General features: G+C 69.1%; 18 protein-coding genes, 1 tRNA gene and 1 pseudogene. 7 read left to right on the top strand and 13 right to left on the bottom strand.

Annotation, left to right across the window (positions count from 1 at the left end):
• Nucleotides 1-6 precede the first annotated feature (6 nt).
• Nucleotides 7-786 carry a DUF881 domain-containing protein gene (locus ACFW48_RS14550; RefSeq protein ID WP_386314291.1) on the bottom strand — a complete coding sequence of 260 codons (780 nt, stop codon included), beginning with the start codon at nt 784-786 and terminating at the stop codon, nt 7-9.
• A gap of 121 nt (nt 787-907) precedes the next feature.
• Here ACFW48_RS14550 and crgA point away from each other — a divergent pair, with 121 nt between their 5' ends.
• On the top strand, nt 908-1,162 hold the full coding sequence (gene crgA, locus ACFW48_RS14545; RefSeq protein WP_121748040.1) for a cell division protein CrgA: 255 nt from the start codon (nt 908-910) through the stop codon (nt 1,160-1,162).
• Between the two features lie 275 nt (nt 1,163-1,437).
• On the opposite strand, the gene ACFW48_RS14540 is transcribed toward crgA, so the two are convergent.
• Together ACFW48_RS14540 and ACFW48_RS14535 are read right to left on the bottom strand one after the other, a co-directional pair.
• Entirely contained in the window at nt 1,438-2,328 is an 891-nt protein-coding gene (locus tag ACFW48_RS14540) for a rhomboid family intramembrane serine protease (protein ID WP_386314287.1), read from the bottom strand.
• Between the two features lie 128 nt (nt 2,329-2,456).
• The gene (locus tag ACFW48_RS14535; protein WP_386314284.1) at nt 2,457-2,990 is read right to left on the bottom strand and encodes a peptidylprolyl isomerase; all 534 of its coding nucleotides are present in this window, start codon (nt 2,988-2,990) and stop codon (nt 2,457-2,459) included.
• Nucleotides 2,991-3,327: 337 nt separating this feature from the next.
• Between ACFW48_RS14535 and ACFW48_RS14530 the strand changes: the two genes are divergently transcribed.
• Entirely contained in the window at nt 3,328-4,029 is a 702-nt protein-coding gene (locus tag ACFW48_RS14530) for a DUF5324 family protein (protein ID WP_386314281.1), read from the top strand.
• A gap of 115 nt (nt 4,030-4,144) precedes the next feature.
• Here the strand turns inward: ACFW48_RS14530 and ACFW48_RS14525 are convergent, their stop codons facing one another.
• From ACFW48_RS14525 to ACFW48_RS14500, 6 genes are all read right to left on the bottom strand, one after another.
• Nucleotides 4,145-4,921 (bottom strand): isoprenyl transferase, encoded by a 777-nt coding sequence (locus ACFW48_RS14525; RefSeq protein WP_386314278.1) that lies wholly within the window; start codon nt 4,919-4,921, stop codon nt 4,145-4,147.
• A 311-nt stretch (nt 4,922-5,232) separates the two neighbouring features.
• A complete protein-coding gene (vanX, locus tag ACFW48_RS14520) occupies nt 5,233-5,841 on the bottom strand; it encodes a D-Ala-D-Ala dipeptidase VanX (RefSeq protein WP_386314276.1) in 609 nt (202 codons plus the stop codon).
• The gene (gene vanA-Sc / locus ACFW48_RS14515) at nt 5,838-6,878 is read right to left on the bottom strand and encodes a D-alanine--(R)-lactate ligase VanA-Sc (protein ID WP_386314273.1); all 1,041 of its coding nucleotides are present in this window, start codon (nt 6,876-6,878) and stop codon (nt 5,838-5,840) included. Before vanA-Sc ends, vanX begins: the two co-directional genes overlap by 4 nt.
• Nucleotides 6,871-7,848, bottom strand: a complete 978-nt coding sequence (gene vanH, locus ACFW48_RS14510) for a D-lactate dehydrogenase VanH (protein WP_386314270.1) — start codon at nt 7,846-7,848, stop codon at nt 6,871-6,873. The genes vanA-Sc and vanH overlap by 8 nt, the downstream gene beginning before the upstream one ends.
• Nucleotides 7,849-7,856: 8 nt before the next feature.
• Complete coding sequence (locus tag ACFW48_RS14505) at nt 7,857-9,032, bottom strand: lipid II:glycine glycyltransferase FemX (RefSeq protein WP_386314268.1); 1,176 nt, start codon at nt 9,030-9,032, stop codon at nt 7,857-7,859.
• Nucleotides 9,033-9,245: 213 nt separating this feature from the next.
• The gene (locus ACFW48_RS14500; RefSeq protein WP_386314265.1) at nt 9,246-10,277 is read right to left on the bottom strand and encodes an endonuclease/exonuclease/phosphatase family protein; all 1,032 of its coding nucleotides are present in this window, start codon (nt 10,275-10,277) and stop codon (nt 9,246-9,248) included.
• Nucleotides 10,278-10,422: 145 nt separating this feature from the next.
• On the opposite strand from ACFW48_RS14500, the gene ACFW48_RS14495 reads away from it, so the two are divergent.
• Both ACFW48_RS14495 and ACFW48_RS14490 read left to right on the top strand, forming a co-directional pair.
• Nucleotides 10,423-11,130 carry a response regulator transcription factor gene (locus tag ACFW48_RS14495; RefSeq protein ID WP_386314262.1) on the top strand — a complete coding sequence of 236 codons (708 nt, stop codon included), beginning with the start codon at nt 10,423-10,425 and terminating at the stop codon, nt 11,128-11,130.
• A complete protein-coding gene (locus ACFW48_RS14490) occupies nt 11,123-12,217 on the top strand; it encodes a sensor histidine kinase (RefSeq protein ID WP_386314259.1) in 1,095 nt (364 codons plus the stop codon). The genes ACFW48_RS14495 and ACFW48_RS14490 overlap by 8 nt, the downstream gene beginning before the upstream one ends.
• Nucleotides 12,218-12,292: 75 nt before the next feature.
• On the opposite strand, the gene ACFW48_RS14485 is transcribed toward ACFW48_RS14490, so the two are convergent.
• A tRNA-Ala gene (locus tag ACFW48_RS14485) sits at nt 12,293-12,365 on the bottom strand.
• Nucleotides 12,366-12,544: 179 nt separating this feature from the next.
• Here ACFW48_RS14485 and ACFW48_RS14480 point away from each other — a divergent pair.
• Together ACFW48_RS14480 and ACFW48_RS14475 are read left to right on the top strand one after the other, a co-directional pair.
• Entirely contained in the window at nt 12,545-13,093 is a 549-nt protein-coding gene (locus tag ACFW48_RS14480) for a helix-turn-helix domain-containing protein (RefSeq protein ID WP_386314256.1), read from the top strand.
• Between the two features lie 87 nt (nt 13,094-13,180).
• Entirely contained in the window at nt 13,181-14,818 is a 1,638-nt protein-coding gene (locus ACFW48_RS14475; protein WP_386314253.1) for a protein kinase, read from the top strand.
• Here ACFW48_RS14475 and ACFW48_RS14470 read toward each other — a convergent pair.
• The 3 genes and pseudogenes from ACFW48_RS14470 to ACFW48_RS14460 form a co-directional block, all read right to left on the bottom strand.
• Nucleotides 14,782-15,064: pseudogene (locus tag ACFW48_RS14470) on the bottom strand (integrase core domain-containing protein); the annotation flags it as partial. The gene ACFW48_RS14475 and the pseudogene ACFW48_RS14470 sit on opposite strands and share 37 nt — an antisense overlap.
• 238 nt (nt 15,065-15,302) lie before the next feature.
• A complete protein-coding gene (locus ACFW48_RS14465; RefSeq protein WP_386314250.1) occupies nt 15,303-16,682 on the bottom strand; it encodes a hypothetical protein in 1,380 nt (459 codons plus the stop codon).
• A gap of 211 nt (nt 16,683-16,893) precedes the next feature.
• Nucleotides 16,894-17,022 (bottom strand): DLW-39 family protein, encoded by a 129-nt coding sequence (locus ACFW48_RS14460; protein WP_003999697.1) that lies wholly within the window; start codon nt 17,020-17,022, stop codon nt 16,894-16,896.
• 339 nt (nt 17,023-17,361) lie between these two features.
• Between ACFW48_RS14460 and ACFW48_RS14455 the strand changes: the two genes are divergently transcribed.
• Complete coding sequence (locus ACFW48_RS14455; protein WP_386314247.1) at nt 17,362-17,736, top strand: DUF6344 domain-containing protein; 375 nt, start codon at nt 17,362-17,364, stop codon at nt 17,734-17,736.
• Nucleotides 17,737-17,862 lie beyond the last annotated feature (126 nt).

Here is a 17,862-nt window from a genome sequence, read left to right as displayed (position 1 = left end):
AAGGCGTCAATCCACAGGCTGGGCATAGTGCAGGTCCGCCGTGCCCGAGTAGCCCGGCAGCGTCACCCGCCCCTCGTCCTCGACCTTCCAGCCCAGCCCGTAGACGTTGACGTACACCATGTAGTTCTGGATCGCCGGGGACGCGGCCAGCGCTTCCTTCAGCCGCTCCGGATCCCCCACCGCCTGGATCTTGTACGGCGGGGAGTAGACGCGGCCCTGGAGGATCAGGGTGTTGCCCACACAGCGCACCGCGCTGGTGGAGATCAGCCGCTGGTCCATCACCTTGATGCCCTCGGCGCCGCCCTGCCACAGCGCGTTCACCACGGCCTGGAGATCCTGCTGGTGGATCACCAGGTAGTCGGGCTCGGGTTCCGGGTAGCCGGGGAGCTTGGCGGTGGCGTCCGGCGGGGCGTCATCGAGCGTGACCGAGATCGACTCGCCCTTCAGCTTCTGCGTACCCGCCTTCTTCTTCAGCGCCGCGAGCTTGTCCGCCTCCGCCTTCGTGCTTCCGTTGTCGCGCTCGGCGAGCGCGTCGATCTCGTCGCGCAGAGCCGCGTTGGACTCCTCCAGCTCACCGTTCTCCCCGCTGCGCTCGTGGATGAGATCGGACAACTTGAGCAAAGAGGCGTCCGTGCGGATATTGGTGCCCTTGGCGGTATTGAAGCTGGTGAAGAATATGAGTCCCGCGAGAGCGAAGACGGCCGCCGTGAGTACGCGCACGGGCCGGAATCGGCGCCTGCGGGCAGGACTGGATCCCGTCCCGGGGGAGTCGGCAGAATTGCTCAACGTACCCTTATCTCCTTCGGCGCCACGGAAGCACTACGCTAACGGACGCCCGGGGGAGCGCTCAGAGTCCCCGACCCCGTTCCCTGCGCGGCCACGCAGCGCATCGACAGGAGAGACCCTCGTGCCGAAGTCACGTATCCGCAAGAAGGCCGACTACACGCCGCCGCCGTCGAAGCAGGCGACCAGCATCAAGCTGACCAGCCGCAGCTGGGTGGCACCCGTCATGCTGGCCATGTTCGTCATCGGCCTCGCCTGGATCGTCGTCTTCTACGTCACCGACGGTTCACTGCCCATCGACGCGCTGGGCAACTGGAACATCGTGGTGGGCTTCGGTTTCATCGCCGCCGGATTCGGTGTCTCGACGCAGTGGAAGTAGCCGGCCAGTAGTCCGGCAGCAGCCCGCTCGCGGGCTGGACGCAGCTCTCCCCAGGGCTATCCACGGAGTTATCCACAGGCGTTATCCACATGGGGAAAAGAAAGACGATCTGTGGATAACCCACTGGACATTGACGCCGGTGTGACGGAAGTACTGGCAACCGAAAACACGTTCGCCCCCTGCCTGACCTGCGGAAACCCAAGTCAGCTACAGGGGGCACACTTGTTCCCGCACGCTGTGCACAAGATCCGCCACCCGCTGTGGACAACGCGTGCTCAGGTGAGCTGGGCGGTTCTCAACAGGGTCAGGCCGACGACGGCCACGAGGACCAGCGCGCAGGTGCCGTACTGCACGAGCGTCCGCCGCTCGCGCGGGGCGTGGAGCATGGCGTAGCCGATCGCGGCGCCGGCGACGAGGCCGCCGACGTGGGCCTGCCAGGCGATGTTGGCCCAGGTGAAGGTGAAGACCAGGTTGATCACCAAGAGGATGGCGATCGGCCGCATGTCGGCGTTGAGGCGGCGGACGAGTGCGGCGGTGGCGCCGAAGAGGCCGAAGACCGCGCCGGAGGCGCCGAGGGTGGCCTGGGTGGGCGAGGCCAGCAGATAGGTGAGCGCGCTGCCGGCCAGACCGGAGACGAGGTAGAGCGTGAAGTAGCGGGCTCTGCCGAGGGCGGCTTCCAGAGGGCCTCCGAGGAACCAGAGGCTGAGCATGTTGAAGCCGATGTGCCAGATTTCCTCGTGGGTGAACATCGTGGTCACCAGGCGGTACCACTCGCCCTCGGCGACGCCCTCGTTCGGGATGTAGTAGGGGGCGGGAGGCCATTGCCCGACCAGGACCATGCCGCCTAGGAAGGACTCCGACAGGGCGTGTACGGCGATGAACACCGCGACGTTGATCCCGATGAGGATCTTGGTGAGGAGGTGGGGGTCCGCGGCGACGGTACCTCCGGCCAGGGTGCGCGGCCGGGACGCGGCCGGGGCCGGCCCGCCGCCGGTGCGGCCGCTCGCGCAGTCGGGGCAGTGGAAGCCCACGGAGGCGTTGACCATGCAGTCCGTGCAGATGGGGCGTTCGCAGCGGGTGCAGCGGATGCCGGTCTCCCGGTCGGGGTGGCGGTAGCAGCCGGGTGTGCTCTGGGCGTCCGGTGGGCCGGCTGCCGCGTGGTCCATGGCTTCCCCTCGGTCGTCCTGTGAGCGGTGTGGGCACATGTACCGCCCCGCCCTTTTTTACGGATGGGCGGGGCGTTTGGTTCCTGCCCTGCGGGCGGGGAGGTAGTCCTTGTGGCCAGTGCCGGTGATCAGCCCTGGCGGGTCTCGACGACGACCGACTCGATGACGACGTCGTTGAGGGGGCGTTCGGTGCGGGGGTTGGTCTGGGTGGTGGCGATGGCGTCGACGACCTTCTGGCTGGCCGCGTCGGTCACCTCGCCGAAGATCGTGCGCTGGCGGTTCAGCCAGGTCGTCGGGGAGACGGTGATGAAGAACTGCGAGCCGTTGGTGTCGGGGCCGGCGTTGGCCATGGCCATCAGGTAGGGCTTGTCGAAGGCGAGGTCGGGGTGGATCTCGTCCTCGAACTGGTAGCCGGGGCCGCCGGTGCCGTTGCCGAGCGGGTCGCCGCCCTGGATCATGAAGCCGCTGATCACCCGGTGGAAGGCCGTGCCGTCGTAGAGCCTGTCGGTGGACTTCTCGCCGGTGGCGGGGTGGGTCCATTCCCGGGCGCCCTGGGCCAGCTCGACGAAGTTCCTGACCGTCCGGGGGGCGTAGTCCGGAAGAAGCCGGATCTCGATGTCGCCCTGGTTGGTCTTCAGGGTGGCGTAGAGCTGCTCGGCCACGTTGTGCCTTCCGTCGTCCTGTCGTGCTCGTCGATCCTTGCACGGTCGGGGGTGCGTGCAGCGCCCCGCGACGTTTCCTGCTCCGATCCGGTGGTTCCGAGCGCGGGGCGCCGATCCGTGGCATTGTCGTCGGCAGGCTCCCGTTGCCCGGTATTCATCCGTTATTGATGTTGATCGACTCTTGTTCGCAACTTCATCACCACTTGCCCCAGAGGGCCCGAAGGCATCGCCCGTGACCCGGATGCCCGCCCTCACATGCCTGGCAGTGCGTCCGCAGGCATGATCCGTAAAAGGGTGGAAAGTCGAATTACCGTACGCCACCGAGGAGGAGGAACCCGTGACCCGCATCGACAGCGTGCGCGCCGCGACCGGTTCGGCGAAGGACAGCGTGCTGCACGCCGCGGAAGTGGTGGCGCCCTACGCCGACACGGCCAAGGACAGGGCCGCTCACTACGCACAGGAGGCGCGCGGACGGCTGGCGCCCAAGGTGTCGCAGGCCGCGTGCCAGGCCCGTCACCAGTACGGTGCGCATGTCGCGCCGCGGCTGGAGCAGGCCCGTACGCATGTGCCGCCGAAGATGGACGCGGCCGCTCAGGAGGCCGCCGTCCGTACCCGTCTGGCCGCCCGGCAGGCGGCCGAGTACTCCAGGCCGAGGATCGAGCAGGCGGTGGCCGCGGCAGGACCCGTCAGGGACGAGGCCGCCGCGCGGGGTGCCGCCGCGCTGGCGGCGCTGCGGGGTGAGGTCACGGCCAAGGAGATCCAGAAGCTGACGCGTAAGCATCAGCGTCGGGCCAGGGCCGGGCGTATCGCCAAGATTCTGGCGGTGGCGGGTGTCGTCGCGGGCGGTGCCTTCGCTGCCTGGAAGTGGTGGGACAAGCAGGCCAACCCGGACTGGCTGGTGGAGCCGCCCGAGGCGACGGAGGTTCCCGAGTCGGGGCGGCTGACGTCGGTGGACGGCACCGGCGAGGCGATCCTCGATCCCGAGGTGCAGGCCAAACAGGCGCAGGACGAGGCGGCGGAGGGCGACGAGCCCCGCTGACCTTCGCCGGACGGATCTCGCATCGCCGCGGGGCGGGAGACCTCAGGGTCTCCCGCCCCGCGGCGATGTTTCACGTGAAACGGTTGCCGGCCTCGAAGGACGTCGAAGGCCTCACTCAGCGGCCGTAGCGGCGTTCGCGCAGGGAGTAGGAGCGCAGGGCGCGCAGGAAGTCGATCTCGCGGAAGTCCGGCCAGTAGGTCTCGCAGAAGTGGACTTCGGCGTAGGCGGACTGCCAGAGCAGGAATCCGGAGAGGCGCTGTTCGCCGGAGGTGCGGATGATGAGGTCGGACTCGGACCGTGTCTTGGAGTACAGGTGCTTGGAGATGTGCTCCATGGTGAAGGTCTCGATGAACTCGTCGATGTCCCCGCCCTGGGAGCTGTGCTCGGTGAGGGCGGAGCGTACGGCGTCGACGATCTCTCGCCGGCCTCCGTAGCCGACGGCGACGTCGACCTTGGTGCCGCCCTTGCGGTCCTGGGTGGCGGCGGTGGCGGCCTTGAGGCGGGTCGCGGATTCGGCGGGCAGCAGGTCCAGGGCGCCGACCGCTTCGACGGGCCAGGGGTTGCCCGGCGCGGCGAGCTGTTCCACGACCTCGGCGATGATGTCGATGAGCGGGTTCAGCTGGTCTTCGGGCCGGTGGAGGTTGTCGTCGGAGAGCATGAACAGGGTGACGTGCTCGATCTGTGCGGAGTCGCACCAGCGCAGGAAGTCCAGCACCTTCGCCCCGCCGGCCCGGTAGCCCTCGCGTGGGTCGTCGATGCCCGACATCTTGGCCCACCGGCGGTTGCCGTCGAGCATGATGCCGATGTGCTGGGGGCGTGGGCGTCCCTCCAACTCCCTGACCAGCCGCTTCATATAGAGCGCATCGAGAGCGGCCCGTACCTTCGCCCGCATGGTTACCCCTTCCACCTCGTCGGTAGCGACCGGACGCCTTCCGACGGCGATGAGCCACGTGGCACCGCCCCGCAGGGGTGTGGCGCTGGTGCCCTGTGGGGTGACGATATCAAGAGCAGACAGCACCTCCGTGGTGCTCGGCGGGGCCCCGGGGGGTCGGTGCACGCCCAGCAGCCGCGGTCGCTCCGGTGCGGCGGTGCGGCGAGGCGGTCCGGCGGCGTGCTCGGCCAACTGTCTTGCCTGGTGGGGCGGTTGCGGAGACCGTCGGCGCCCGCTGTCGAGGGCCCTTCAGACGGCTCGGCCCGGATGGGCTACGCGACGGGGAAATCAAAATAGGTGTCCGGATAAGGTTCGCCCTTGAGGGTGTAATGCCACCATTCGCAATCATATGCACTGAAACCACAGGCCTCCATGATGGATCGAAGGTGCTGGCGGTTCCGTGCCTCGGCTTGCGGGATTCCTTTTGCTCCATGATGCGAGATGGCATCCATCAGGTCATGGCCGCCGCCCATGGGGGCGAGTTCACCGGTGGCCAAGTCATACAGTGTGAGGTCAACGGTGCTGCCCCGGCTGTGGCCCGACTTGGCGGCCACGTATCCCTTTTCGAACATCTCGGCCCTGTCGATATTCGGATAGTGCCGTGATTTCGTCCGGCCATCCTCCGGCTGCGTCGACCAGCGCAGAAAGCAGTCGACGGCGCGCTGCGGGCGGTAACCATCCCAGAGGAGCAAACCGAATCCAAGGGATGCGGCCTTCTCCCGCGCGCTTTCGAGGGCCGCACGCAAGGCCCTCGTACCGACGACTCGATTTGCCAGGTACCCGTCCACCGGTTTGCCGGTGAAGTTGTCCCACGTCGCGTACTTGGCATCCCAGCGTATCCCGGGTCCAAGCTCGTCCACGAAGACGAAGTCATCCTTCATCGGCTTTTCCCCGTCAACGCCAGTGACACCGTCCGGTCGATCACTTCGGCAAGCGGCATTCCCGCGGCCGCCATCATTCTCGGATAACGGCTGTACGAGGTCAGGCCGGGCAGTGTGTTGACCTCGTTGAGGACTACTTCCCCGTCTTCCTTGAGGAACATGTCCACCCGTGACAGGCCCCGGCATCCCAAGGCGCGGTATACGGCCTTGGCGGTCTCCTGAACGAGCCATCGCGACTCTTCCGGAATGTCGGCGGGAACAATCGCTGACGAGTTCTCGGAACCGGTCTCCGGCTCGTCCTCCTGATGGATTCTGAAGAAGCCGTGGGAGAGTGCGATCCGATCCACCTCGCCCGCGACCAGTTCCGTGTCGTTCCCCAGGATGGCGCATCCGATCTCGCTGCCGACGACGGCCTCTTCGATCAGCACCTTCGAGTCGAACTTTCTCGCGGTTTCCACCGCGCTCGGCAGGTCATCTTCTCGGGATACCTTGGTGACACCGAAGGATGATCCCGAACGGGCCGGCTTCACGAACACCGGGTAGGTGAGGCTGTCGGGATCGATGTTCTCGTTCGGCGTGACGGTCCAGAAATTCGGCGTCGCGATGCCCGCGCTCCTGGCGACGAGGTAGGCAAGCGACTTGTCCATGCACAGAGCGGAGCTTTGGATGTCGCAGCCGATGTAGGGGATGCCGGACAGCTCGAGCAAGCCCTGGATCGCGCCATCCTCGCCGAGTGTGCCGTGCAGGACGGGCAACACGACGTCCAGGCGGATCGTTTCGTGCCGGCCCTGCTCCTGGACGAGCAGTCCGTGCACGCTGCTGTCCGGTGACAGCACGGCCGGTCGGCGGCTGCCGTCCTCCCGAGCGGCGTCGGGCCCGTCACAGAGCTGCCAGGCACCGCTCTTCGCGATCCTGATGTAGAAGGGTTCGTACTTCTCGATGTCGAGGTTCCGTGCGACCTCTCGCGCGGACTTGACGGAGACGTGGTGCTCTTCGGAACGACCCCCGAATATGATTCCGATCTTGAGCCTATCCATGCTGCTTCCTGCTTTCGAATTTCAGGCAGTTGGTGAGGGAGTTTTCCACGGTGTCGCTCAGGGCGTGGTCCGTGTAGTAAGCGGTGTGCGGGCTGATGAGTACGTTCGGCAGCTCCTGCAGCCGCAACAGCGGCTTGCTTTCGATGGGTTTGTCTCGGCAGTCGGCGTAGAAGATTCCTTCCTCTCCTTCGAGGACATCCAACGCCGCGCCGCCCAATCTGCCGCTTTCCAATGCCTGCACCAGGGCCTCGGTGTCGACAAGCGCACCACGTCCGGTGTTGACGATCAGCGCGCCGTACTTCATCTTCTCCATACGCTGCCGATTCAGCAGGTGGCGCGTATCCGCGTCGAGCGGTGCGTGGAGCGTGACCATGTCGCTCCGCCGCAGCAGCTCATCGAGAGGAACGTAATCGGCGGCGGTACTGGGCCGATTGTCATGGGCCAGGATTCGGCAGCCGAAACCCCGCAGCCTGTCCATGACCGCTGCGCCGATGCGGCCTGTTCCGATCACCCCGATGGTCAGATCGCGCAGCTCCTTCCCACGTACTTCACTCAATCGGTAATCGTGTGTGTCTGCGCGACGGATGATGGACTTCGCGTCTCGCACCGTCATCAACATCAGCATCAGCGTGTAGTCGGCCACGCTGTCTGGCGAATAGGTGACGTTTTCGACCGAGATGCCGACGCTGTCCGCGTATTCCACGTCGATATGGTCGTACCCGATGCTTCGCGTGGAGATATACGTCACGCCGACTCGACCGAGCGCGAGAAGAGTGGCGTTGGTGATGCGAGCCTTGTGGCCGACGCTGATGCACCGGCTTCCGTATGCCAGTTCAATATTGGCTTCGGAGACCGGTGCGTCCGTGATGGCCGGCGTCACGCCGAAGCGGGGCGCCAGCTCTCGGAACAGAACGGCTTCATCCGGGCCGCACCCGTACATGGTGATGCGGGGCGGTTCGCTGTAGGTCATGCCTACAGTCAAGGCGGCGTGACGTTGCCGGGACGTATGTGGTTTTCGATATGCCGGCGATACACCCCGCGCCGCCTCATATAGAGATCGAAAACCCGGTAGACCATCGGCCGCAGCGGCAGGTCCCACTCGCCGACGTACCGCACCGCCCGACCGCCGGTGCCGACCTTGAACCGGATCAGCCCGACATGCGGGTCGCCGGCGTCGAGGGTGGGGGTGATGCCGCGCAGGTCATAGACATCGCAGCCGGCCGCCAGCGAGTCGCGGATCATCGCCCACTGGCAGGCGTTGGAGCCGCGTACCTCGCGCTTCTCGGTGGAGGAGGCGCCGTAGGAGTAGCACGCGTGGGCGCCTACGCGGACCAGGACGGTGGCGGCGACCGGATCGCCCTGGTGGTGGGCCAGGTAGAGCTTGATCCGGTCGGGGTCCTCGGCGCTCAGCGCCGCGAACATGGTCTCGAAGTACCGCAGCGGCCGGGGCGTGAAGCCGTCGCGCTCGGCGGTGTGGACGTAGAGGCGGTGAAACACCTTCAGGTCCTCCTTCAGGTCTTCACCGACCGTGACCTCGACGCCCTCCTTGGCCGACCTCTTGATGTTGCGGCGCCACTGCTGGTTCATGCCGCTGAGCAGGTCGGCCTCGGTCCTGCCGGCCAGCGGAAGCTCGTACTTGAACTGCGGATGCCCGACCCCGAAGCCGTCCTCCGGGCTCCGCGGCAGCCAGCCGGCGTCCCTGAGCCGGCTGGTCACCCGGGCGCCGACCGGGTCGGCCCACTGGCTCCGCAGCTCGGTGAGCCGCTGGACGTCCGAGTCGGCGATGCCCTCCTTGACCTGGCCGGTGCTCCAGGTGTCCGTACACACCGGCGGGCCGAGCCGGATCGCGAACGCGCCGTGCGCCTTGAGATACGCCGCCAGCGGATCGAGCCACGCGTCGATCTCGCCGGCCCAGTCGATGACCGGGCCCTCGGGCAGGTAGGCCAGCGTGAAGCGGTCGAGCCGCGGCACCGGGCGGTGCAGGACGAGCCCGGCACCGACCAGCCGCCGACCGTCGAACCAGCCGAGGGACTCGCTGCGCCACTCCGTCTTGACGCGGCCCCATGCCGGGGTCTGCAGGAAGCTGACCGACCGCTGCGTCCGCACGAACGCCAAGTGCTCGACGGCGCTGATCGGCCCGACGGTCAGCCTCATGCCCGCCCCCTGCCGGCCGAGGAGGACAAGGGCGCCGAGGACTGGGCTGCTGTTCGTGCCGGTTCGCTGTAGGACATGCCGTCAGTCAAGGCAGCGTGGTGTTGTCGGCGCGTATGCGGTTTTCGATATGCCGACGATATGCACCGGATATACCGGGCTGTTCTGGGACGGCGCCGTACGAGGCCGGTCTCCTCCGTCGGCTGTGCGCGATGTTCACCAGCTGATCCCGGCCGCCACCGGCCGGTGGTCGCTGCCGGTGGCCGGCAGCAGCCACGAGCTCTCCGGCCGCACGCCGCGGACCAGGATCTGGTCGATCCGCACCACCGGGAACTCCGCAGGCCAGGTGAACCCGAAGCCGTCCCCGGCCGCGTCCTGGACCGAGTGCAGCTGCGAGGTGATGCCGTCGAACGCGCGGTCGTCCATGGTGCCGTTGAGGTCGCCGAGCAGCACCACCCGCTCGTTCCGCTCGGCGGCGAGGGCTGTGCCGAGCGCCTGCGCGTTCCTGTCCCGCGAGTCCGTCCAGAAGCCCGCCCTGGGGTTCACCCGTACGGAACCCAGGTGGGCCACATACACCGCCAGCGGCCCCTCGTCCGTGGCCACCGTGGAGCGCAGCGCCCGGTAGTCGGTCATCTTGGCCTCGGCCGGCTTGGCGTCCCCCAGCGGCCCGACGTCCTGCTCGATGTCGACCGGCCGGGTGTCGGAGAGCGGGAGCCTGCTCCACAGCCCGACCGTGCCCCGCACTTCGTGGTACGGGTACGCCTTCGCCAGTTCCCTCTCGTACGTGCCCCTGGCCTGCGGGGTGATCTCCTCCAGTGCCAGCACGTCCGCGCCGGAGGCGGCCAGGTCGCGGGCGGTGCCGGCCGGGTCGGGGTTGTCGGCGCCGACGTTGTGGCTCACCACGGTGAGGTCGCCGCCCGGGTGGGACTTGTCGCCGAGCAGCCCGCCGAAGAGGTTCAGCCACACCGTGACCGGCAGCAGCAGCGCGATCACCGCGGAGGCGGAGCGGCGCCACAGCGCCCCCGCCAGCAGCACCGGGACGAACAGGCCGAACCACGGCAGGAAGGTCTGCGCCAGGCTGCCGAGGCCACCGATCCGGTTCGGGATCTTCGGGTGCAGCAGCATGAGCAGGCCGAGGAGCAGTGCCAGCGCCGCGAGGACCGGGCCGCGCTTCCAGGGCCCCGGCCGGCGGCCGTTACGGACCGCCCGGCGGCCCTGTGCGGTCTCCGCCGTGTCCACCTGCGTCATCGTCCGTCCGCCCTCGCTCACCGCTGTGTTCGTTCGTTCTCTCCGGGCCCGGGGCCTGGGGACGAGTGAAAGCGACACGGTGTTGCCGGCACGTATGCGGATTTCGATACGCCGACGATATGTACCGACTCGTAGCCTTGAGGCCATGCGTGTCTTGGTGGTCGAGGACGAGCCCTACATGGCGGAAGCCATCCGCGCCGGTCTGCGCCTGGAAGCGATCGCCGCCGACCTCGCGGGTGACGGTGACACCGCTCTGGAACTGCTCGGCGTCAACACCTACGACATCGCCGTCCTCGACCGCGACATCCCCGGCCCCTCCGGCGACGAGGTCGCCAAACGCATCGTGGCCTCCGGCAGCGGTATGCCGATCCTGATGCTCACCGCCGCCGACCGTCTCGACGACAAGGCTTCCGGGTTCGGACTCGGCGCGGACGACTACCTCACGAAGCCGTTCGAACTGCAGGAGCTCGTACTCAGGCTCAGGGCACTCGACCGCAGGCGTGCGCTCCCCAGGCCCCCCGTACGAGAGATCGCGGGCCTGCGGCTGGATCCGTTCCGCCGCGAGGTCTACCGCGACGACCGCTACGTCGCGCTCACCCGCAAACAGTTCGCGGTGCTCGAAGTCCTCGTCACCGCCGAAGGCGGTGTGGTCAGCGCCGAGGAACTCCTGGAACGGGCGTGGGACGAGAACGCCGACCCGTTCACCAACGCCGTGCGCATCACGGTCTCCGCACTGCGCAAACGCCTCGGCGAGCCCTGGATCATCGCCACCGTGCCAGGCGTCGGCTACCGCATCGACACGGGGCCCGGCACCGGACGTGAGGACGGTGAGGATGGTAAGGGCCGTGGATAGGCGGCCCGGGCTGAGTGTTCGCCTCAAACTCACCCTCAGCTACGCCGGCTTCCTCATGCTCACGGGTGCCTTGCTGCTCGTCGCGGTAGGAGTGTTCCTCCTGCGACAGGGGTGGTGGCAGACCAACGAATCGGGGGCGGTGCGGGTGACTCCGGGCACCATCTTCGTGCGCGACTTCGCCCCGACGGCAGCCGCGGTAATGGTGTTCCTCCTGGTATTCGGGCTCCTGGGAGGTTGGTTCCTCGCCGGCCGCATGCTCGCCCCCCTGACCCACATCACACACGCCACGCGCATGGCCACCGACGGATCGCTCTCCCACCGGATCCGGCTGCCGGGCCGCGCGGACGAGTTCCGCGAACTCGCCGACGCCTTCGACATGATGCTCGCGCGGCTCGAAGCACACGTCGCCGAACAGCGCCGGTTCACAGCCAACGCCTCTCATGAGCTGCGCACCCCGCTGGCGATCTCGAAGGCACTGCTCGACGTGGCCCGCACCGATCCGGACCAGGACACCGGTGAACTCGTCAACCGCCTCCACGCCGTCAACGCCCGAGCCATCGACCTCACCGAGGCACTGCTCCTGCTCAGCCGCGCCGAGCAGCGGTCCTTCTCCCGAGAACGCGTCGACCTGTCCCTCGTGGCGGAAGAGGCCACCGAGACGCTCCTGCCCCTCGCGGAGAAGCACGGCGTCACCATCGAGACCTACGGAGACATCGCCCCCACGATGGGATCGCCGACGCTGCTGCTGCAGCTGACCACGAACCTCGTGCAGAACGCGATCGTCCACAACCTGCCGGAACACGGCAACGTACGGGTCCGCACCAGCGTCCGCCCCAGGAGCGTGGTGCTCACCGTCGAGAACACCGGCGAGCGCCTCGATCCACAGGTGGTCTCGACCCTCACCGAGCCCTTCCAGCGGGGCACCGAACGCGTCCACACCGACCAGGCAGGCGTCGGTCTGGGCCTGGCGATCGTCAATACCATCGCCCAGGCACACGACGGGACTCTCACCCTCGCCCCACGCTCCGCCGGCGGAATGCGCGTCACCGTGGAACTGCCCCTGATGTCCCCGTACGCCGACAGGTGAGAGACCAGGGGCACACACCAGCACACAAAAAGCCCCTCCGAACTGCTTTTCCGCAGGTCAGAGGGGCTATATGAGTGGAGCCTAGGGGAGTCGAACCCCTGACATCTGCCATGCAAAGACAGCGCTCTACCAACTGAGCTAAGGCCCCGAAGGAGGCGTCCGGCCGGTAAGCCTCGTGCCGGCGGGGCGCCGCAGACAAGAGTACCGGGTCGCCCCCCGTATCTCACAAACGATTGGGGCTCCCGGGGAAACACCACGCTCCGTAAGATGCTCGGCGTGGTTCGCTGGAGCGAACTGCGGTTTTTGGGGAAGCGATGGGGAGACGCAATGGACGCCGCACAGCAGGAAGCCACCGCAAGAGCGCGGGAACTGCAGCGGAACTGGTACGGGGAGCCGCTGGGGGCGCTCTTCCGCAGGCTGATCGACGATCTTGGTCTCAACCAGGCTCGTCTCGCGGGGGTGCTGGGGCTGTCCGCGCCGATGCTGTCGCAGCTGATGAGCGGCCAGCGGGCGAAGATCGGCAATCCCGCGGTGGTTCAGCGGGTGCAGCTGCTGCAGGACCTCGCGGGACAGGTAGCGGACGGCAGCGTGAGCGCGGCCGAGGCGACTGAGCGCATGGACGAGATCAAGAAGTCGCAGGGGGGCTCGGTGCTCAACAACACCACCACGACCACGAGCAGTTCGGGAGCGCCGACGGTCAAGCGGGTGGTCCGCGAGATCCAGTCGCTGCTGCGCTCGGTGGCGGCCGCCGGGGACATCATCGACGCGGCGGACGCCCTGGCGCCGTCCCACCCGGAGCTGGCGGAGTTCCTGCGGGTGTACGGCGCGGGCCGCACCTCGGACGCGGTGGCGCACTACCAGTCCCACCAGAACTGACCCCGGGGTCCGGTCGCCGGAAGGGGGTACGGCGGCCGGGCCGCGGGAGTGGCGCGACAGGTCCCAGGGGAGGAGCGGCGCACAGCCATGGGTGAGGTCTTCGCGGGCCGGTACGAGCTGGTCGACCCGATCGGCCGGGGCGGGGTCGGTGCCGTCTGGCGTGCCTGGGACCACCGCCGCCGGCGGTACGTGGCCGCCAAGGTGCTCCAACAGCGCGACGCGCACTCGCTGCTGCGGTTCGTGCGCGAACAGGCGATGCGGATCGATCATCCCCATGTGCTCGCGCCCGCGAGCTGGGCCGCCGACGACGACAAGGTCCTGTTCACCATGGACCTGGTCACGGGCGGCTCGCTCGTCCACCTGGTCGGGGACTACGGCCCCCTGCCGCCCGCCTTCGTCTGCACCCTTCTCGACCAGCTGCTCGCGGGCCTGGCGGCGGTGCACGCGGAGGACGTAGTGCACCGCGACATCAAACCCGCGAACCTGCTGCTCGAAGCGACGGGGACGGGCCGGCCCCGGTTGCGGCTGTCCGACTTCGGCATCGCGATGCGGCTGGGCGAGCCCCGGCTGACGGAGACCAACCTCGTGGTGGGGACGCCGGGTTACCTCGCGCCGGAGCAGATGATGGGCGCGGAGCCCGACTTCCCGGCCGACCTGTTCGCCGTGGGCCTGGTCGCCCTGTACCTGCTGGAGGGGGCCAAGCCGGACGCCAAGGCGCTGGTGCGGTACTTCGCCGAACACGGGACGCCGCCCGCGCCGCAGGGGATTCCCGAGCCGCTGTGGCAGGTCGTGGCGACGCTGGTGCAGCCGGACCCACCGGCGAGGTTCCGCACCGCCACGGGGGCGCGCAAGGCGCTGGCCGCGGCGGCGGAACTGCTGCCGGAGCCGGGACCCGACGACGAGCTGATCGAGATCTTCGACCAAGTCGGCCCGCTGCCCACGGGGTTCGGGCCCGACGGGCCACACAGGCGCGCCACGGGCGTGGACGACGCCCCGACGGACCCACGACGGCCGCTCGACCCGGGATCGGCGCCGGACGCTACGCCGTCGACGCTGGACCGTACACCGGCGGCCCAGGGCCGTACGCCGTCGACGCTGGGCCGTACGCCGCACGCCCCGGACGGCATGGCGGTCCGGGACCATACGTCGCCCGGCCCGGACGGCATGGCGGTCCCGGCCGGAACCCCACCGCAGCTCGACCACAGGCCGCCCGCCCCGGCCGAAACCCCACCGCCCCACAACCGAACGCCGCCCGCTGAAGACGAAACCCCGTCGCCCCACGACTGGCTCCCGCCCGCCCCGGACGGCACGCCGTCGGCGCCGTCTCCCGGGCCTGCCCGGCCGTCCGCCATGTCGGAGACCGGCAGTTTCCATCTGCCGCCCCCGCAGCCGACCGTCACCTCCTCGCCCGCGCCCGGTCCCCCGCAGGCGCAGGCGCACGCGCAGACCCCGGACTTCCCGGGCGGCCCGCAGTACCGGCCCCCGTACGCGCCTCCGCTCCCCACCCAGGCACTGACACCGCTCCCGCAGCAGCGAGCCGACGTCCCCACCGCCTCGTACACCGCTCGGAGCCCGCAGTCGCGCCCTCCCGCCCAGGCGTATCCGCAGCACCGCGCGGCACGGCGGCGGCGCCGCCCCGGCCCTCCGGCCAGGTTGGCGGTTCCGCTGCTGCTCCTCGCGCTGGCCTGCTACGCCGTGGGCTTCTGGGCCCTGGCCCGTATCTGAGCCCGGGCGGCCGCCACTAGTTGTATTGACCCCGCAGGGTTGTTGACGCGGGTGATCGGTGGTTGGCCGCCGAGTGCGGTGTGGCAGCGGTGGTGGTTGTAGGTGTGCAGGAAGTCTGTCAGGGCTGCTGTTCGTTCGTCGTTGCTGGTGTGGGGCCGCAGGTAGGGCCCATTCGTCGAGCAGGGTGCGGTTGAAGCGTTCGGCCTTGCCGTTGGTCTGCGGCCGGTAGGCGCGGGTGAGCTTGCGGCTCGCGCCGAGGTCGGCCAGGGCGTCGCGCCAGGCGGAGCTCTTGCGCCCGGCGGAGCTTGCATACCTGGGGCTCGTTGTGCGGACACGCTCGATGAGCAGCCGCCTGCCGTGAACAGTTAGCCGGACAGGGACACGAAGACCTCCGCGCGGTGCAGTCCTAGACAGCTCCACCACACCGGAGGTCTTCGCCATGATCAAGCCCCGCCAGCATTAACAACGCTCGTGATCAATACACCTAGGGCCTGCCCGGCCCGCGCCGCGCCGCCGCCGTCCACACCCCCAGGCCCACGAGCAGCAGGCTGCCGGTGCCGATCCCGCCCACGGCGACCGCCTTCATGGCGAGGTCGCCGCCCCCGGCACCACCGCCCCCGGCACCGCCCTCCGGCGCGGCCTTCCGGTCCTGTGCCGAGACCTCGAAGACGCCCTTCGGCTCGGACTCCCCCGCGTACTCCGGGCCGGTCTTCGCCGCTCCCCCGAGCCGTACGCGCAGCGTCAGCCCGAAGGGGCCGTCGCCGAAGTCGTCGGCCACCTGCGCCGCGAGGTGCACCACGAGGTAGTAGGAGCCGGCGAACCGCATCGCGCCGGCCTGTCCGTCGGTGGCGTACCGGTTGGCGTAGGCCACCGGCGGCAGAGGAGCGAGGCCGACCGACGTCGGACGGCCGGTGTATCCCCTCGCGGCGTCGTCGACCTCGCCGCGCACGGGGTTGTGGAGGGCCAGGTGCAGGGCGCTGGTGGCGTAGCCGGAGCCGTCGCCGGAGCTGCCGAGTTCGGCGGTCGCGTACAACTGGCGGCCCCAGTCGACCGGCACCTTGTAGAAGAGGGTCTGCCCGGGTCGGATGCCGTCACGCCAGACTCCCTGCCCGACGGGGGTGGCGTGGGCGAAGCCGCTGCCGCCCGGGCGTCGTTCGGGCTCGCCGGTGAGGGGGGCGGGGGAAACGGAGTCCCAGGCGTCCGGTGCGGTGGTCGCGCCGGTCCGTTCCGGGCGCGGTTCGGTGACGGCGGTGAGCTCCAGGTCCCAGGCCCCCGGCGGGGAGTCCTGGGGCCGGGACCGCTCCACCGCGACGTAGTAGGTGCCGGGGTCCTGGCACCGGGTCTCGCCGGGGCCGATCTCGCGCATGCCCCGGGCCGTGACGGGGCGGGGGCTGTGGGCGGCGCCGAAGGTCGCGCTGTCGGACGAGCAGGAGCCGCCCTCGGCGTCCTGTACGGAGACCCGGATGCCGTCGACGGCGGTGACCTCGCCGCCGGGGCCGGGTGCGGCGGTGACGGAGACGTATGCGTCCGACGCCGCGTCGAGTTCGAGGCGGTAGTAGAGAGTGCCGCTTCTCGGCAGGGAACTGCGGTACGTGGCGCCGGGTTCCAGGCGTACGGCGTCCGAGGTGCCGCTCGCCCCCTCGATCCGCCGGGCGTCCTCGGCGAAGGCGTAGCCGGGGGGCGTACCCGCCGCGAGCGAGGCACCGGCGGGCAGGGCGGCGGTCGTGGCCAGTACGACGGTCACGACCGCCAGCCGCACGGGCGTACGCGGTCGGTCAGACCCTGATCCCGCACGCCCCGCCCGCCCTGATCCGCCACGCCCCGCCCCGGCGCCGCCCCGCCGAGCCGTACACCACCGTCCCATCACCCGCCACCCCTCGCGCTCACCGGCGCTGTCGCCGCCGCCCGGACCGGGCCGTGGCCCATCCTGCCGCGCGGCCCCACGCTTCCGCGCCCCCGCACGGAATCCCGGCAGCGGAATCCGGGCAACGGAATCCGTGCAACGGCGTGCGGGCAACACAAAACCCCGACCGTATGACGGCCGGGGTCTGCTCAGGACCGGATGTCGGTCGTACTCACGAACCCGTGGGCACGGAGTCAGTCGCCTCCGTCCACAGATCCTGCTCGGCGCGATCCGCCTGGATCTGGCGGTACACGAGGAGCCCGCCGATGGCGGCCAGTGCGACCAGGAGAAGCTTCTTCACCGCGCTACCTCGTCTTTCCTTGACGTAGGGGACCTCTGGCGCCCGACTATACACACCGGCCGATACCGATCGGTGACCTGTGTCGGCGGCCCAACTGCCCGCCGTCAGAGCCCAGTAAGCGCGGACGAAGCCGTTCCGATCGGAGGGTGATCGCACCCTCACAGAATGCGACCTTTGCCCGCATCCCTCCCGTCTGGGCACCTTTTCAGGCTCCTTGCACCCATCCGGGTGGTGTTCATCTGAACATCGACGCGCCACGGGCGTCGGTCCACCACTTCGCGGCCCACATACACATCATGAGGAAAGTACGCAAATCGCCCAACCCGAAAGTGAGGGGTTATGGCCCGGAACAAGGTCATGACGCTGTGGACCGCCATCGTCACCGCCTTCCTCGCGCTGTGCACGGCGCTCGGACTCATCACGACGACCGCCTCCGCGGCCGTACCGCAGACCGGAACGCACAGCAACACCGAGAACGCCTCCCCCGAGGCGGCCCCCGCGGCGGCGGCACCCTGGTCCTGGTCACGTACCGGCTCCCTGCCCCCCACGATGAAACAGCGCATCCGCGCCGAGGCCCACGGCAAGGCCCCCACGTGCCGCCACCGTCCGACCGCCGACGCCACCGCGACGTCCACCGCCCTCCTGTGCGACGACACCGCGGAGGTCCCGGCCCGGCACTCCACCGCCCAGCACACCGAGCCGCTCCAACGCTGAGCGGTCCGGCGCGCGCACGGCACCCGCCGCGGCGCCCGCACCGCCCGAACCCGACGTCACGGCGATCTGCGTACAGCACCACACGCGAGAAACGGCCCGGCCGCTCGACAGAGCAGCCGGGCCGCC

This window comes from Streptomyces sp. NPDC058812, from assembly GCF_042744565.1.
Classification (GTDB): Bacteria; Actinomycetota; Actinomycetes; order Streptomycetales; family Streptomycetaceae; genus Streptomyces; species Streptomyces thinghirensis.
The sequence above is the reverse complement of the archived record's forward strand: the minus strand, read 5'-3'. Positions and strand labels throughout refer to the sequence as shown.